16 protein-coding genes are annotated in these 16828 nt (G+C 48.5%); 13 read left to right on the top strand and 3 right to left on the bottom strand.

The window, feature by feature from the left end; translation table 11 throughout:
• Window position 1 precedes the first annotated feature (1 nt).
• A complete protein-coding gene (locus QBE55_00700) occupies window positions 2-595 on the top strand; it encodes a GNAT family N-acetyltransferase (protein WZL78727.1) in 594 nt (197 codons plus the stop codon).
• A 63-nt stretch (window positions 596-658) separates the two neighbouring features.
• On the opposite strand, the gene QBE55_00695 is transcribed toward QBE55_00700, so the two are convergent.
• Together QBE55_00695 and QBE55_00690 are read right to left on the bottom strand one after the other, a co-directional pair.
• Complete coding sequence (locus tag QBE55_00695) at window positions 659-1435, bottom strand: DeoR/GlpR family DNA-binding transcription regulator (GenBank protein ID WZL78726.1); 777 nt, start codon at window positions 1433-1435, stop codon at window positions 659-661.
• A 78-nt stretch (window positions 1436-1513) separates the two neighbouring features.
• On the bottom strand, window positions 1514-2131 hold the full coding sequence (locus tag QBE55_00690; GenBank protein WZL78725.1) for an SIS domain-containing protein: 618 nt from the start codon (window positions 2129-2131) through the stop codon (window positions 1514-1516).
• A 380-nt stretch (window positions 2132-2511) separates the two neighbouring features.
• On the opposite strand from QBE55_00690, the gene QBE55_00685 reads away from it, so the two are divergent.
• From QBE55_00685 to QBE55_00640, 10 genes are all read left to right on the top strand, one after another.
• Window positions 2512-3132 (top strand): YjbQ family protein, encoded by a 621-nt coding sequence (locus QBE55_00685; protein ID WZL78724.1) that lies wholly within the window; start codon window positions 2512-2514, stop codon window positions 3130-3132.
• Window positions 3133-3203: 71 nt separating this feature from the next.
• Window positions 3204-4499, top strand: a complete 1296-nt coding sequence (locus QBE55_00680) for a M20 family metallopeptidase (protein WZL78723.1) — start codon at window positions 3204-3206, stop codon at window positions 4497-4499.
• Window positions 4492-4635 carry a hypothetical protein gene (locus tag QBE55_00675; protein ID WZL78722.1) on the top strand — a complete coding sequence of 48 codons (144 nt, stop codon included), beginning with the start codon at window positions 4492-4494 and terminating at the stop codon, window positions 4633-4635. The genes QBE55_00680 and QBE55_00675 overlap by 8 nt, the downstream gene beginning before the upstream one ends.
• Window positions 4632-5588, top strand: a complete 957-nt coding sequence (locus QBE55_00670; GenBank protein ID WZL78721.1) for a hypothetical protein — start codon at window positions 4632-4634, stop codon at window positions 5586-5588. The genes QBE55_00675 and QBE55_00670 overlap by 4 nt, the downstream gene beginning before the upstream one ends.
• Window positions 5589-5665: 77 nt before the next feature.
• Window positions 5666-7126, top strand: coding sequence for an FGGY family carbohydrate kinase (locus QBE55_00665; GenBank protein WZL78720.1), 1461 nt, complete (start codon window positions 5666-5668; stop codon window positions 7124-7126).
• Between the two features lie 18 nt (window positions 7127-7144).
• Window positions 7145-8182 carry a TatD family hydrolase gene (locus QBE55_00660; protein WZL78719.1) on the top strand — a complete coding sequence of 346 codons (1038 nt, stop codon included), beginning with the start codon at window positions 7145-7147 and terminating at the stop codon, window positions 8180-8182.
• Between the two features lie 95 nt (window positions 8183-8277).
• On the top strand, window positions 8278-8988 hold the full coding sequence (locus QBE55_00655) for a triose-phosphate isomerase (protein ID WZL78718.1): 711 nt from the start codon (window positions 8278-8280) through the stop codon (window positions 8986-8988).
• 88 nt (window positions 8989-9076) lie between these two features.
• Window positions 9077-9577 (top strand): secondary thiamine-phosphate synthase enzyme YjbQ, encoded by a 501-nt coding sequence (locus QBE55_00650; protein WZL78717.1) that lies wholly within the window; start codon window positions 9077-9079, stop codon window positions 9575-9577.
• An 89-nt stretch (window positions 9578-9666) separates the two neighbouring features.
• Window positions 9667-10617 (top strand): hypothetical protein, encoded by a 951-nt coding sequence (locus QBE55_00645; GenBank protein ID WZL78716.1) that lies wholly within the window; start codon window positions 9667-9669, stop codon window positions 10615-10617.
• A gap of 70 nt (window positions 10618-10687) precedes the next feature.
• Complete coding sequence (locus QBE55_00640) at window positions 10688-11368, top strand: fructose-6-phosphate aldolase (protein ID WZL78715.1); 681 nt, start codon at window positions 10688-10690, stop codon at window positions 11366-11368.
• 118 nt (window positions 11369-11486) lie between these two features.
• Here QBE55_00640 and QBE55_00635 read toward each other — a convergent pair whose 3' ends face one another.
• Entirely contained in the window at window positions 11487-13793 is a 2307-nt protein-coding gene (locus QBE55_00635) for an AraC family transcriptional regulator (protein WZL78714.1), read from the bottom strand.
• A 384-nt stretch (window positions 13794-14177) separates the two neighbouring features.
• Here QBE55_00635 and QBE55_00630 point away from each other — a divergent pair, with 384 nt between their 5' ends.
• Window positions 14178-15815 carry a hypothetical protein gene (locus tag QBE55_00630; protein ID WZL78713.1) on the top strand — a complete coding sequence of 546 codons (1638 nt, stop codon included), beginning with the start codon at window positions 14178-14180 and terminating at the stop codon, window positions 15813-15815.
• 51 nt (window positions 15816-15866) lie between these two features.
• Window positions 15867-16823 (top strand): ABC transporter permease subunit, encoded by a 957-nt coding sequence (locus QBE55_00625; protein WZL78712.1) that lies wholly within the window; start codon window positions 15867-15869, stop codon window positions 16821-16823.
• The last annotated feature ends 5 nt before the right edge of the window (window positions 16824-16828 follow it).

Here is a 16828-nt window from a genome sequence, read left to right as displayed (position 1 = left end):
AATGTCAAACGGATCTGTCGAGATAAAGAAACCACCGCTGATGATGCTGTACTCTCATCTAGATCATCTTCCGGAGCGGACTGTCCCGGAACCATATGGGATCCGGAGCGAGGGCCCGGGTGACGACAAAGCCTGGGAAAGGATTATAACGGAATCCTTTCAAGTAACATTTTCCTATCGTATGATGACAGAGGATAAAGCCTATCGGCCGGAAAGGGTTCTTTTCGTGGTGGATGGTAAGGACATACCCGTTGCTACCGCTGCCTCCTGGGTTACTTCGGATTATCCCCCGGACTGTGCGGTATTGCATATGGTCGGAGCAATGGCGGAGCATTCCGGGCATCGCCTGGGGTTTTACGTGAGTTTGGCAGCCATGGAGCAAGCCAGGAAAGAGGGATTTTCCAGAATGGTGCTGCGAACGGATGATTTTCGCATCCCTGCCATTAAGACCTATATACGGTTGGGCTTTGTTCCCTGCATTGTGCATGAAAACCATATAAGCCGCTGGCAGGAGATCTTAAAGAAGATAAATCGGGAGGATCCTGCGGCTCTGCTGCCATCGGTCTATGATGGCACCACGACGCATGACATATAGGAGAGGATTATTCATGCCAACCCGCCTTTTTACAGGAGCTGCTGTGCCGGTAATGAAAGCCTGTCAGCCTGATATCACCTCGATGCCTGCATCCCGTATCTGCCTGACAATACCGGGCTCCGCCCCTTTCTCCGTGACAAGTTTATCGATGTCCTTTAAATCGCAGACATAGACAAATCCTTCTTTGCCCAGTTTCTGACTGTCCGCCACAATGACCGTCTCCTTGGCGCGCTCCATCATCATCCGGTCGACCATTGCTTCCTCTGCATGAATTGCTGCAACACCTTCCTCCGGACAGACCCCGTCTATGGAGAGAATGGCATAATTGGCTTTATACCGCTTCAGCTGTTCCAACACATCGTTGCCATAAGTGAAGGAATCCTGCGAATTGGTTTCTCCACCCAGTAAAATGACCTTGAGCGAGGGGCAGGATCCCAGCTCAATTGCCACAGTCAGGGAATTGGTAACGATATTCAGATTCTTATGTTTTTTCAGCTCGATAGCTGTGTAATAGGTTGTGGTTCCGGAATTGATCAATATGGTGTCTCCGTCATGAATGAATCCCGAAACTGCGGTTGCTATTCTTTTTTTAGCTTCCGAATGCTCTTTTTTCTTGCGTAAAAATTCCAGATTATAATTATTGAACGATGTTTGTACTGCGCCGCCCTGTATACGTTCCAGATATCCTGCTTTTTCCAGCGCATCCAGATCACTTCGGATGGTAACCATGGTCGTGCCCATTTTTTTGCTCAGTTGTGATACACGTACCTGCCCGTCCCGATTTAAAATCTCTATAATTTTATTTCTGCGCGTATCGATTTTCAGTTTTTCTGTAGCCATATTTGTACCCTCCGCCCATAAAATAATGAATCATGAGATCCCGGATATCACCCTGTATCCCAATTAGCCCGCCTATTATCATCCTTGCCGGCTTTCCTCTTTCTTTTGATTTAATCGTTCTCCAACAGCCCCGCCCGGATGGATCAGGGCAAATTGTTCGTTTTTGTATCCGGTTTCTTCGATCAGCGCCGTCTGAAGCATATGAAAGATTACGCACAGCGCTGTGGAAGATGTCGTGCCCTGGGAGTTATATCGATCGGTTTCACGGTTCACGTACTGCTTTAAAACGATGTCAGCATTCCGGGCCATCGGTGATTCCAGGTTCTCCGTTACCACTATTCTTGTAACGCCCTTTGCCTTACATATATCCATGATCGGAAGCAATTCCTTTGTCTTCCCTCCGCGGGAGGCAAAGAGCATGACATCGCCTTTCTGTAAAAATCCCAAAGCCCCGTGCACCGCCTCAGCCGGTGAGATAAACCGGGAAGGCCGCTCGATGCAGCATAATAAATGGGCCAGATGTTGGCACATGATGCCGGAATGCCCGCAGCCGGTTGTTCCGATCCGTGCCGCCTTTGCCAATACATCCACCGCTTTGGCGAACGGCTCTTCATCAAAAACAGCCCGCATCTCCCGAATGCACTCCGATTCGATTTCATATACGGCCTTTGCCTGAAGTAAAGCCTCTTTTTTCATTATACCATGACCTCCGTTTTCATGAAAGCTCAAAGCACTGAATTTACCCTTTTGACAGGGCCTTTTCCGCAGACTGGCTTTGAATAGCTTTTCCGATATAAGATAATAATATTTTCTTTTTAAGAATAAATACGATGCATTGTCTCATATATCGTATAATATCCTGTTAAGAAAAGCAATATATAAATATTTAAAAGATATAGTTGACTTTCGCGTTTTATCTGACTATAATAATATCATCCACAAAGCAACAGGATCCTTTTTGTCCGGGCCACCATTGCCGTCATACCCAATCGGCGTTTGCATCGGCGGCCTGTCAATCCAGATCGCCAATCCGACATGTATTATATCATTATATAATGAATCCGGAGGAATGAAGTATGGAATTTAAAGTGTACCAAAAAGAGCTCGAACTCCAGTCCAGAGGATGGATTCCCACTTTTCACGACGTTTCCAGAGAAGTGATGGAGATCGTAAAAGCTTCCGGTATAAAGAATGGCACCTGCTGTATTGCATCCCATCATACTACCTGCAGTGTGATGATACAGGAATGTTCCCATGATATCGATTCTTTTGATCTGGAATATCTGCAGCATGATCTTCTGGATATTATGCGTAAGCTGATCCCTGATTTCACTGAAGAACATCAATATCGTCATCCCGGTCCCATTCATGCACAGTTTGGCCGATATGTCAACGAACCCGGCGACTATACCAGCATGAACACGGACGGACATTTGCGCAGCGCATTCTTCGGCCGCAGCGAAACCTTAACCATCAAGGACGGGGAATTGGACGGCGGAGAATTCGCCCATATTTATTTTGTGGATTGGGATCAGGTCCGCGCCCGTCATAGGCAGCTGAATATCACCGTTATGGGTACAACGGAAGAGGTGGAAGACCGCAGGTGGAATAACGGGGAAGTGGTCAATACTTCGCGCAAATACACGGAAGAAGAAAAAACTTATATGGAACAATTTGATTTGCAGCAGCGAAAGTAGAAGGACAATCGGACGGGTATTCAGAAAAAGGGGCCGCTATGACGTTTTTTAATGAGGGGATGATAAAGAAAATGAAGAATATGGAACAAAAGGTCCTATCCTACATCGATCGGCATGGAGAGAATCTGGATCATCTATTGTCACGCCTGATACGGATTCCTTCCGTCAACTACAGCAGTCACGGGGATGAGGAGAGATGTGAAGGCCTGATTATGGACGAATTCCGGAGCCTGGGCCTGCAGACGGAGAAATATTATCCCGATCATGTACCCGGTGTTACGAAAAGCTCCGGATACCTGCCCGGCCGCGGCACGGACCGGCGGCCGAACTTCAGCGCAGTGTACCATGCCCCTCATGGTACGAAAAGGGTTATGCTGGCATCGCATACGGATGTCATGCCAGCGGGGGATCCGGCGCAGTGGAGCGTGGATCCTTTTGGCGGAGTGATCAGGGATGGCCGGATCTATGGACGTGGAGCCAACGACAACAAATTCGGAATTGCCAGCTCGGTTATCGCTTTGCGGGCAATTCGGGAGTGCGGGATTGAATTGGAAAACGATGTAGTCCTGGAGGCATACTGCGATGAAGAATACGGCGGCGGCAACGGTGCACTGGGGGCGAGTCTGAAGCACCGCTGCGATGCCATTGTCAATACGGACGGCGGCAACTATGAAATCTGGAGTTGTTCCATGGGCGGGCAGATTATGGAAATCAGTGTGGAAGCGCTGCAGCCGCAAGATTCCTCCACGCTGGCAGTGGATGCGCTGCTGGTCGTGCGGGAGGAATTGCGGTTATTTATCAATAATAGATATGCGGAATTGAAGGCGAACCGTTATTTTGCCGGAACAGATATGGAGCGCTCCGCATTTCGGTTCTATGAATTTCTGGCAGGGGACGGAGGCATCGGCTGCAATCTGGAACAGGGCAAGCTGAGTTTTGTGTTTTATACGGACAAACCACAGGAGGAAATCAAGGAGGAGCTGGAGGAAACAACTGCCCGGATCCGGGGAAGATTGGAACGGATGGGCGTCCGAACCGGCGGATTTTATCCACTGACCCGGTTTTTTCATTGCCTGTCCCTTCCCGATGAGGAGGAAACCCTGCAGACTTTGAAACAGGCAGCGGAAGAAGTATCCGGAAGTCCGGTCAGGATCTCCGGTGCCTGTCTCTCCGACCTGTCAGTGTTTCTGAAGTACGGATCGCCGGTAAGCTTAAATTTCGGTCTGGTAAGGGATTTCAGGCTCTATGGCGGCGCTCATCAATTCGACGAATTCGTGGAGCAGAAAGAACTGCGGGAACACTGCAAAGCCCTTGCTTTGTTCCTGCTGCGCTGGTGTGGTGCCCATGAGCAGGAAGGGAATGCCTGAAAAATCCTGCCGCAGAAAGGCGGACCTGCCGTCCTATCGTTTCGGCGGGCCGGGGCTTTGCGGTATTATCATGATTTCTGACAAAAGCAACGGAGAAAGAATGAAAATGGTACAGAAAGGAAGGAAGGTAAAGTGAAGAAGGAATTTGTCTTTGAACCGGCATCCTGGCTGCCTTCCAGAGATGTGGAAATGCTGGAGAGAGTGCGGGGGATCAAGCGGGAGGAGATGGAATATACCAACGAAAACGGTTTTTCTGTCAAAGTGGTGCTGGACCCCACGCTGGTATTGGCACAGGATATTTTTCACCGGATCTATCTGAGTGACGTCATGGACAGGCATCTGACCATGATTTTTCCGAATCAGTGGCCAGGAGTCTATTCCGCTGTGGCGGAAACGATCAACCGGTACAATGTCAGCTGCCGCAATGTGGATGCTTTCGCCATGGACGAATGGGCGGACGGGGAGGGGAATGTTGCGCCCCTGACCTACGGCGCGGGTCTGGGTTATTCGTTCCGCAACCATTTTTACGGAAATATCCGCGAGGATCTTCGTCCTTCCGAAGATCACTGGCATGTTTTTACCGATGAAAACAAGGGAACCGATGTTTATTCCCGGATGATCGAGGAATGCGGCGACGGAGGTGCCGATGTGGTTTATTCCGCTACCGGCTGGCCGGGGCATACGGCGTTTATCGATCCCGGAGCGAAGGAGTTCCAGGCGGATTCCCTGGAGGAATTCTGTAAATTGGGATCCCGTCTCACCACTGAGACACCTCTTACGATCTGTGAAAACTCTCTTTTCGCATCTATGGGAGCTTCCGGCGACGTTTGGGCGGTGCCTCCCAGAGCGGTGACCATCGGTCCCAGGGATATCATCAATGCCAGGGAACGATTTGAAATCCATACCTTCTGCAATCCGGGAGGGGACTCCTGGCAGAGGATGATCTCCCGAATCGAACTGTATGGCCCGATCTCCATGGAATGCCCCGCATCCATCATGCGCCTGGGGAAAGGCGTCTGCTATGTCAGCGAAGCCATTGCCAGGCCGTTTGGCAGCTGGTACAACGGGATCCGGAATCAGGACCTTTAAAATTCACTCACAGCGGGTGAGACTATGATGCGGAAGACGGCGGTGAATGAAAGCCCATGCTTAACGGGAGGAAATCTATGTTTGTGATCGGACTGGATATCGGAACAACTTGTGTCAAGGCTCTTATCCTGGCAAGGGACGGGCGGATTGCCGCTTCCGGCAGCCGGGAATTGAAGCTTTTCAGTAACGGATGCCATATGGAGCAGCGGGCGGAGGATTGGATGGAGGCCGCCACGGCGGCAGTGCGGGAAGCTCTGAGAGGGATTGGCGGCAGTCAGGTGGAAGCCATTTCTCTGTCCACACAGGGCGCTAGCACGGTGGCCCTGGATCGGGACGGCAAAACCATCGGAAACGCCCTGACCTGGATGGACAGCCGTTCGGTTGAGGAAGCTGCTGAGCTGGAGAGAAAGCTTTCCAACGAGTATATTTATGGGGCGACGGGCTGGAAGGCCAATCCTTCCCTGGATGCCGCTAAAATCATGCATATGAAGAAACAGCCCCGGTATGGGAAGGCGTCTTCGTTTCTTTCCACTTTGGAATTCATGAACCGTTTCCTTACCGGCAGTGCTGTGATCGATCCCACCAATGCCGCAATGCGGCAGCTGTATCACATCGGGAACGGGTGCTGGGACAGTAGAATACTGGAGGCATCCGGTATCCGCGAACAGGAACTGACGCCGGTGCTGCCCTCCGGCGCAGAAGTGGGAAAGCTTTGTAAAAACGCTGCGGATCTTATGGGACTGAAAACCGGCATTCCGGTTTTTAATGGCCTGCACGACCAATATTGCGCCGCCGTCGGAGCCGGCGCCGTCCATGAGGGGGACATGCTGCTTTCTGCGGGTACGGCATGGGTACTGCTGGGAGTCGGCACAAAGCCCCTGAAAACAAAAAGCTTTATCGCGGCAGGCAAACACCCCGTCGACGGGCTTTACGGTTCACTGGCGTCTTTGATTTGTTCCGGCGGGTCCCTGCAATGGTATCGGAATCATTTCCTTCGGGAGGATTTTGGAGAGATGGACCGGGAAGTCGCAAAGCGTAAGGATGAGGATCTGTGCTTTTATCCCTACCTGGCGGGAGCGGCGTATCCCATCTGGAACCCGAAAGCCAAGGGCGCGTTTACCGGCATTACCCTGGCCCACGACCGGTTTGACTTTGCCAGGGCCATCATGGAAGGCGTGACTTTCGGCGCAAAACGTGGGCTGGAGGATTTTGCCAATAACGGGTTCGCCGTCCGCCGGCTTATCCTGGTGGGCGGAGCTGCTAAAAGCCGCATATGGTGCCAGATGATATCGGATATTACAGAGACTCCGGTCCTTCGTCTGAACCAGACGGAGTTGTGCGCCGTCGGCGCCGGTATGATTGCCGCCTGCGGCCTGGGCTGGTATGACGGATATGAAACCGCAGCAAAGACGATCACTCATGTGGAGCATGTGTATGAACCGATTCCGGAGAATCTGCCGTATTATGAGAAAAAGTATACAAAATTCCGGAAGATGCGGGATGGTATGCAAAACGATTCGGAAGGATCAGCTGGGTAAACGGAAGGAGAATTCTCCATGCGATACGATTATTTTCACTATACGGAGCGGGACCGAAGATTCTACGAGGAGCATCTGAAGGATAGAATGCCCCGGGAATTTATCGATGCCCATACCCATATCAATTTGCCGGAGCATATTGCCGATGTACCCGGGGAACGTATTCGGGACGACTGGGCACTGCAAAGCGGCATGCATATGACGGCGGAAGATGCGGCGTATTATTATGATACGCTTTTCCCGGATCAGAAATGGAGCCTGACCGCTTTCCCCTTTCCGATCCGCGAGGTGCATATGGAGGCCAATAACGACTATGTTTCCCGCTGCGCGGACACGGGTAAAATCGCATACGGTCTGATGTGCATCAAGCCCGAATATTCCGTCGAATACCTGGAGCGGGAATTGACGGAAAAGAATTTTTCCGGGGTAAAGCCTTATCCGGACATGGTTTCCGGGAAGAAGGGGGCGGATATCGGCATTTTTCAGTTTATGCCCCATTCTCAGCTGGCACTGGTAGAAAAGCTGCGCCTGCCCGTTGTGATGCATCTGCCCCGGGCAGGCAGAATGCCGGATGACGCCAACATCCGGGAACTGAAGGAAATCCGCCGGAAATATCCGGATCTGAACATGGTGCTTGCCCATTTTGGCCGGTGCTTCACGCCATATTTCTTTGAACAAGCCATTCGGAAAATGGGCGGGGATATCCACGGATTTTATTTTGACACCGCGGCGGTATTGAATCCGGAAGTGCATCGGATGGCTCTGCAATTCTTAAGTCCGAAGCGCATCCTGTTCGGGACGGACGAGCCCATCTTTTTATGGCATGGGCGCAGAAAATGGACGGAGACTTCCTATATCAACCTCGCCAGGGAAAATTTTATGTGGAACAGGAATCATCATGAATCCGGAGAAACGGAGTCGGGATATACCTTTTATGTCTATGAGCAGATCCATAATATGCTCAGTGAGATGGAAAAAGCGCACTTAACCCGGCAGGATAAGGAAGATATCTTCCGGAACAACGCAAGAGAGGTTTTCGGCCGAGTGCCACGGTAAAACGGTTATTGCTTTGCCGGAGTTCATACAAACGGGAACGAAAAGACAGAAGGAAACCGATAGGAATGATATAATAATGAGAGGTAAAAAATGATATGAAACCTGTAATCCGAACACCTTATTTTGAGATTGGAACCAAAAATTATATTTATGGCGATACGGTTCTGGAGTATGCAAAAGCGGCCGACGCCGCCGCGGAAAAGTATGATATCGATGTATTGTTTACTACACCTTCCACAGAAATCCGCATGGTGGCGGAGAACACGAAACATGTGATCCTCCTGGCCCCCTATATGGATACGCTCCGTCCGGGACGCGGCATGGCGGATATTTTGCCGGAGGGGCTGAAGGCCGCCGGCGCCAGGGGAGTTGTGGTCAATCACTGCGAAAAGCCCATGGCCTTGCCTGCGGTCAGGGCAACCATGGACCGGGCCAGAGAACTGGATTTCCTGGTTTTTGCCTGCGCGGATTCCATTGCCGAGGCCAGGGCCATCGCACAGCTGCATCCGGATATCATCAATCCGGAGCCGACGGAGCTGATCGGCGGCGCCGGCAGCGGCGTCAGCGATATGGGCTATGTCCGGGAATCCATCCGATCCATCAAGGCCATCTACCCGGATATTCTGGTGGAACAGGCAGCAGGTATCACCAACGGGCAGCAGGTATATGATTTTATCATGGCCGGTTCCGAAGCTGCCGGAGCAGCATCGGGCATTATGCAGGCAAAGGACCCCATCGCCATGATCGACGAGATGATCGGGGCAGTCCGAAGGGCTGCGGATGACCTGAAAAGACAGGACAGATAGTCCATTTGGCAACAGGAGGGATCGGCTTGAAAAACGTTTTCTCTCATCGGTTTGCGCCGCCGGTGCCGGCGGTGGGAAGGAGATTTACATGGTATATCGGGAAACTTTTTCGGTACAATCCAACAACCGGGTCTGCACATTCCATAATGTGACCGCTCAAACCAGGGTTATTGCGGCAAGATCCGGCATCCGAAACGGCATAGTCGTTGTTTATTCCCATCATACGACCTGCAGCGTCATTACGCAGGAATGCGCCTTTGATCTGTCTGTGACAGGGCTGGAGACGCTGCAGCAGGATCTGGTGGACGTGATGGAGAATCTTGTCCCCACATGCTGCAGGGAGGGAATATATCTGCATCCCGGCCCCAAAGCCCTGAAATTTGCGAAAGAACATGGGGAGGACGCCCGGGGATGCCATAATACGGATGCCCATATTCGTTCCTCCATTATCGGAAGGAACGTGACCGTGGTGATGATCGACGGGAAATTGGATCTGGGAGAATATGGATTTATATACTTTATTGATTTTGACCAGACACGTGCCCGGGAACGGACGGTACAGGTAATGATTATTGGCGACGCCGGGTGAATGCACTGCCTGCCGAAGCTGGCGGCTTATCGAAGCACGGGCAGTTTCATTTTTGATAAACCAAAAAAGAATAAAGGGGAGAAGGATTTATGCGGAAGAAGGATTTGATGTGGGCTTATCTGATTCATATAGGCTATAACATGTGGGCGGAACAGGATGCCGAATACCGGTCCCTGTCGGATGGCTATGCCGAGGATTATTTCAATGCCAGCGATAAGCTGCGCTTTGACCGGGACATATGGGAATTGCTAACGAACCAAATGCGAAAAGCGGGGATCAATACCCTTGTCATCGATCTGGGAGAAGGGATCCGTTATGAATCCCATCCGGAACTTGCCGTGGAAGGTTCCCTGAGCAAAGAGGAGTTCGGCGGGATGCTGGCAAAGCTTCGGCAGAACGGCATCGCTCCTGTCCCCAAGCTCAATTTTTCCGCCTGCCATGACGAGTGGCTGGGTAAGTATGCCCGGTGTGTGGGAAGCAGGGAGTACTATAATGTATGCCGGGATCTGATGGATGAAGTTGCGGAATTGTTTGACAAGCCGGCTTATTTTCATCTCGGCATGGATGAGGAGACCTATGGGCATCAGTCCAGCTATCGATATGCGCTGGTACGCAACGGGGGTCAGTGGTGGGATGATTTGTTCTTTTACGCCAAAGCGGCTGAGAAAAATGGTGCCCGTCCCTGGTTCTGGTCCGATCGGATCTGGAATCATGAAAAAGAGTTTTTGGAAAGGATGCCGAAAGAATTCCTGCAGAGCAACTGGTATTACGGCGGGGCCTTTGATCGCGATAGTGAATGGGTGAGGGCATATAACATATTGGATGAGCACGGCTATGAACAGGTCCCTGCCGGCAGCAACTGGAGCTGCCAGTGGAATTTTGAAGGTACCGTCAACTATTGCAGCAAGACCTGCAATGCTGAAGATCTGACAGGATTTCTTCAAACGGTTTGGCGGCCTACCGTGAAAGCAGTCAAATATCGGCATTTAGAGGCGATCGACGCGGTGCGTCGTGTTCGTGAGGAGTTTATTGCGCGTTGAAATCCTGTACAATGATCATAATTTTTACAGTAAAAATATATAGGTACAAACAGGGAAGAGGGAATAAAAAATGATCTATTTGCTGGATACAGCAAATATCAAGGATATAGAACGGCTGACAGACCTGTATCCTATAGAAGGAGTAACTACAAATCCAACCATTGTATCAAAGAGCAATTTCAAGCTCAGAGAACTGATCCGGGAAATCCGACGTGTGATCGGTGAGGAAAAAATGCTTCATGTGCAGACGATCAGTGATAAAGCAGAAGATATCATCCAGGAAGCTTTGCATTTACGGGATTTGGCAGGCGGCAACTTTTATGTAAAAATACCTGCTACACCGCAGGGTATCAAAGCCATCCGCCATTTGAAAGAGATGAATTTTCATGTAACGGCAACAGCAATATTTACCCAGCAGCAAGGATTGCTTGCCGCCAGGGCAGGTGCGGATTATATCGCTCCGTATGTAAACCGGCTGGACAATATCTCATCCCATGGAGTGGATGTTGTCGCGGATCTGGTACATTTATTCCATTTTTATGGGCTGAGAGCGCAGATACTGGCAGCAAGCTTTAAGAATGTCGATCAGATTTATCATGTCAGCATAGCTGGTTCCCATGCCGTCACCATCCGTCCGGAGCTGTTTGACCAGATGATGTATCATCCTTTGACGGAACAATCTGTAAATCAGTTCAAAAAGGATGCTGAATCATGTTATGATATCTTTCCACAGAAGCGGGTAATTTTATAACTACCCGCTGGTGACCCCTGGCATGAGTGATCTTCCGTGACCCTGGACACAGATGCCCATTCAAATATCAATTACCCTGGTGGAAGCGAATAATATGCAGATTCGCTGTTTTTTTCTATCAGGCCCGTTTCTGATTTTCCAGCTTACGGTAAGAGCCCGGCGTAACTCCCTCTGCTTTTTTAAATACCCGGATAAATACACTGCTGCTCAAAAAGCCCGTTTCTGCCGCAATCTGCTGGACGGTCTTATCCGAATCTCTCAGCAGCTCCCTGGCATGAGTGATCCGGCATATGCTGATATAGTCTGAAATACTGATGCCGTTTGTTTCCTTGAACGTTCGGGACAGGTGGGATGTGGAAAGGTTGAATTCACTGCTTAAGGCGTTCAGGCTGAGAGCAGGATCCGAAAAGTTCCGGCTGATAAAAGTTTTTATCTGTGCCCCGACAGAATATAATTCAGGCTTTTTGTGCAGATATTCCTGATACTTATTCAAAATATCGATGAGTTCGCTGCGGAACTGGGTCAAGGTATCACATTGCAGCAAGCGATAAAAGATTCCCTTCTTCCATTCCGTATCGGCATCCATCATTTTTTCAGTTACTGCTTTGGACAGGCTTCCGGAAACATCGTAGATGAAATCCTTTGCAATGCCAGGGGAAACATGGGAATCAATATTCTTATTGGTAAAAAGTGCGGAAACAAATTGGCCGATTTCCCCGGAGCTCCTGGGCTCTTTGAGAAACAGACTGATAAAATGATCGGTTTGAAAGGAAAAAGTATAGATTGAACCGTCCTCTTGTTTCTCCTGATAGGGAATAATCTGGTTGAATCCGATGGTCAACCGGTACTCCATTGCGTATTGGGCTTCCTGGAAAGCCTGTTGGATGCCATCATTTTCTTCATTTTCCGTATGTATATTACTGAGACTGATCGTCAGGGGCATTCCAAAGCTTGATTTCAGGGATGTTTTTACTTCCCTTGCAATGAACAGCAAAGTCTCCTGCATGATTGTTTCCCGGATTAATGGGGCAAAGTTTATGAGCAGTGCACATTGCTCTTTGTCCATTGGTACAACGAAACCCTGAAAGTCATTTCCAGACAATTTATCCATTGTATTGGTTGTCATTGCCGTAAAAAGATTTCCGGTGTCCAATGCTTCTGTCACTGCGGGATGGCTGTATTTTTCATCCGTATTGATCAGGATGACAGCATATTGATCCGACAGGAGAGGAATATCATTTTTTGCAAAGATATCCTGTATGGAATTTCCCTGTGTGGGGGAAGACGTATCACAGAGCAGATTGCGAATGGAGGATTGCAGCAAGTCCTTTTTTTTGTTTTGGATCTGCACAATTAAATTTTCCTGATCCTGGAAGCTTAATTGCAATACCTTTTCCAATATATCAATTTCGTTTCCTGTCTCAAAGCTTTTCGGATCATACATGGCTTTTTCGTCCACCCAGTCAATCAATTTTTTCAGTGGTGCATAGTTTTGCCTGGACAGGATATAGGCAATCCACATTCCGACACAGAAAAGCAATACGCTGAACAGCAATACTTTGTTTCGGAAATCCGTAACCGGTTTCACAGCAACCGCTTTTGGTGTTACGGATGCGTAATAACAGTCTGTTTTTGCGGATTGAATAATCTTACAGGTGTATTCTTTTCCGTCATGTTTCATATCGAAAAAGCCGTTCCTGTCAAAATACGATCTCAGATTCATATCATTGTAGGCAGAATCCGTGGACGTCAACAGATTACCGTTGCCGTTGAATACAAGAAATGCTCCGTTGCTCTCCCATTTGCTGTTGCACAATATACTTCGGAGTCTGGATGGATTAAAGCATACAAATACCTTGTCCCGTTCTTTTTTTCCCTGCTGAAACGGCGAGTAAACAAAAGCGATACTTATGGCGCCGGTTTTGGCAGGAAAAGCCGTGAAGCCGCTTGAGGTTCGCAGGGCATTGTTCCATTCCTCCATGGAGAACCCATTTTTACGGTAGTACGCTTCATAGAAGATATCGGCCGGAACGGAGCTTTTTAACCCTGCAATATAGCGCTGCTCCGAATAGTAGATAAATAGGTTTTCTATATTTGTCTGTGCCGCTGTATTCAGTTGATTCAGGTTTTTGCAGATCCGATATCTTTCATAGGATGACAGATTGTTCTGGCTTTGAAGCTCCGATTGGGCTCCAATGTAAGCCTGGACGGCCAATTCGGACATGGACAGGAACTTGTCTTCCAATGCATTGCTGAATTGCTTCAAAATCGCGTTGTTTGCCCTGTTATTCTCCTTTTTCAATATATTTGCTGTTTGAAGATGAAATAGGGAGCTGATCAACAGCGTAAAAACAAGGAGATACAAATAGGACAGAAAAAAGCGAAGCAATACGCTTTTCTTTCCGGTGCCTGTGTTCCTGCTCATCCTGTATTACCTCCGGGGGATATTATTTTGCCTCAGAATTTGAAAGCGATAAAAATAATAGCATTAACAAACAATAAAAAGCGTAAAACGCTATTTAATATTATTATATAATAGTCAAAGTGCAATAGAAATAACTTATTTATCTATATATGATATAATTTGTATATTTCGCAATGCATCATCAATCATGCATCCATTTATCAATTTCAAAATGAGAAAATTCCCATTGTATATCAATCGCGCCGGAAACTGTCCATATACAGGGAATGCGGTTCTATGCTAATCTTCTTATGTTCAGATCAGTTTACGTTCTGATCAACCGGGAGGAATCGGAACGATCTGCCCGAATTCTACTGGAAAACACAAGCACAAGGAGGTATGAAAATGTCAAAAAAGGTGCTGTCTTTTCTTCTTATCGCTGTGATGGGTTTTACGATTTTCACTGGTTGTGGCAAGAGTACCGGTGGCACTTCGGATAACACTGCCGATAAAAAGTCTGCAAAAGACGGGAGCAAAAGCCCGGAGAAGTTTACCGGATATCCTATGGATCAAAAAGATACTGAGCTTACCTGGTGGGTAGGCCAAGGGTATACTCTGAATGAGGCGTATGCCACAGCGGAAGAATCGCCATTTCACAAAAATCTGCAGGATATGGTGGGCGTAAAGATCAACTGGCAGTTTCCGACAGCCGGGACCGATGCCAATCAGGCTTTTAACCTGATGCTGAACAGCGAGACCCTGCCGGATATTATTTATCATTCCATTATGGCAGACATCGAACGTTATATGGAAGAAGGTATTATTCGTGACCTGTCAGATGATCTGGAAAAGAACTCTCCCGCCTATTATTCCTTTATCACATCCAATGAGATGTATGATAAGCATATGAAAACGGACAGCGGCAAGTATTATGGCTATGGCCTTTTCCAGGAAGACGGCGGCTGGAACGCTACCTATCAGGGTCCCTTAATTCGGCAGGATTGGCTGGATGCACAGAGCCTGGAGGCTCCGAAGACAATTTCCGATTGGGACAACATTCTGAAGACATTCAACAAGGAATACAATGCCGTATTCAGCGGCCCATGGAGCCGCGTAAAAGCTTCTGCGATCAGTGGCGCATTCGGAGCGTATACCCTGGCGGATTATAAGCTGTATGTTGATGACGATGCAAAGGTTCAGCTTGCTCAGGCCCAGCCGGAATGGAAAGATTATATGGAAAAACTTCATGAATGGTGGGAAGCCGGCTTGATCGATCAGGACATCACCACCAATGATGATGAGGCAGTCCGCACCAAGGTATTGAACGGCTTGACCGGCCTTGCCTATTCTTCCATGGGGCAGTTGTCCAACTGGGTCACAGATGCTGAAAAAGCAGGCAACGGTGCAAAATGGGTCGGAATGCAGTATCCCACAGGGGATGATGGAACCCTGTCCATGGTATACGGCGGATATGGAATTGGGCGCACTGTCGCAGCCATAACGACCAGCTGCCCCGATGAAAAACTGGAGACCGCCATGCGGGTACTGGATTATGCCTATACCGACGAAGGTAATCTATTCTGGAATTTCGGGAAGCAGGGTGAATCCTGGGATTATGATGATAAAGGGGAACCGGCTTATCTGGATCTGGTGACCAAGGATCCTGACGGGCTGAACAATGCAATCTCCAAATACGGCGGTTCGGTTTGGAACGGTTCCTGTATCCAGTTAACCAAGTTACTGTACCTGAAGAATGAACCGGTGGCAATTGAAGCAAATGATACCTGGTTTTATCCCAATGAGAAGGTTACTGCGAAGTGGGTCTTACCCAACGGAGTAACCCGGACGACCGAAGAGAGCAATGCTCTGGATGAGTTGGTCAGCTCCATACAAACCTATGTGTCGGAGACAGCCGTAAAATACATGACCGGTGAAGAATCTCTGGATTCCTATGATAAATTTGTGAAAAAGCTGGATGATATGGGCCTTCCTACAGTTTTGAAAACAAATCAGGCGGCTTATGATCGGTTCCTGGCCCGTTAATGCTCTTGAATATTATGGAAGAAATGTTGACATGGAAAGGAGACGATTCAGGTGGCAAATGGAAATTTGGCGGCATCCGGCCGGGCAACCGGGCAGAGAACTCTGAGTCATACACTGCAGCGGGATTTTAAGCTCAATAAGTATAAGTATCTGATCATACTGCCGGTTCTTGTTTATCTGGTTTTATTTGCCTATAAGCCCATGTACGGCATAATCATCGCATTTAAGGATTATCGCCCAGCTTTGGGAATAGGGGCAAGTAAATGGGTGGGATGGAAACATTTCAGGAATTTTTTTAATGACATTTATTTCGGGAGACTGATAAAGAATACTTTTTCCATCAGCGGGCTGAGTATTTTATTTGGATTCCCTGCTCCGATTCTCCTTGCCCTTTTCTTGAATGAAATCCGGGTAAACTGGTTCAAGCGCGGTATCCAAACCATTACCTATATGCCATACTTTATATCCATGGTAGTGGTGTGTTCGCTGGTGAGAACCTATGTGCAGTATGACGGACTGGTTTCCCAGCTGGCAGTGGCATTTGGCGGAAAGGCCCGGAATTTTCTGATGTCCAGCAAGTATTTTTATCCCATCTATATTATTTCGGATATCTGGAAGAACATTGGGTGGAACTCCATTATTTATCTGGCGGCTCTGACCAGTATTGACCAGGAACAATATGAGGCGGCAAGAATAGACGGAGCAGGACGGTTGAAACAGATGGTTCATATTACCGTACCCGGTATTCTGCCCACCATCGTCATTCTGTTTATTCTTCGCATGGGCAGTATTTTAAGCGTAGGTCATGAAAAAATCCTGCTTCTTTATAATGAGGGAATTTACGATGTGGCGGATGTTCTATCGACTTATACCTATCGCAAGGGTATTTTGAATGCGGCCTATAGCTATAGTACGGCGGTGGGGCTGTTCAATTCATTGGTCAATGTGGCATTCCTGCTCCTGTCCAATTTTATCAGCAGGAAAACGACCGAACTGAGTTTGTTTTAGGGGGA

This window comes from Eubacteriales bacterium mix99 (assembly GCA_038396605.1).
GTDB lineage: Bacteria > Bacillota > Clostridia > Caldicoprobacterales > DTU083 > UBA4874.
This window is presented reverse-complemented; position numbering and strand designations above follow the sequence as displayed.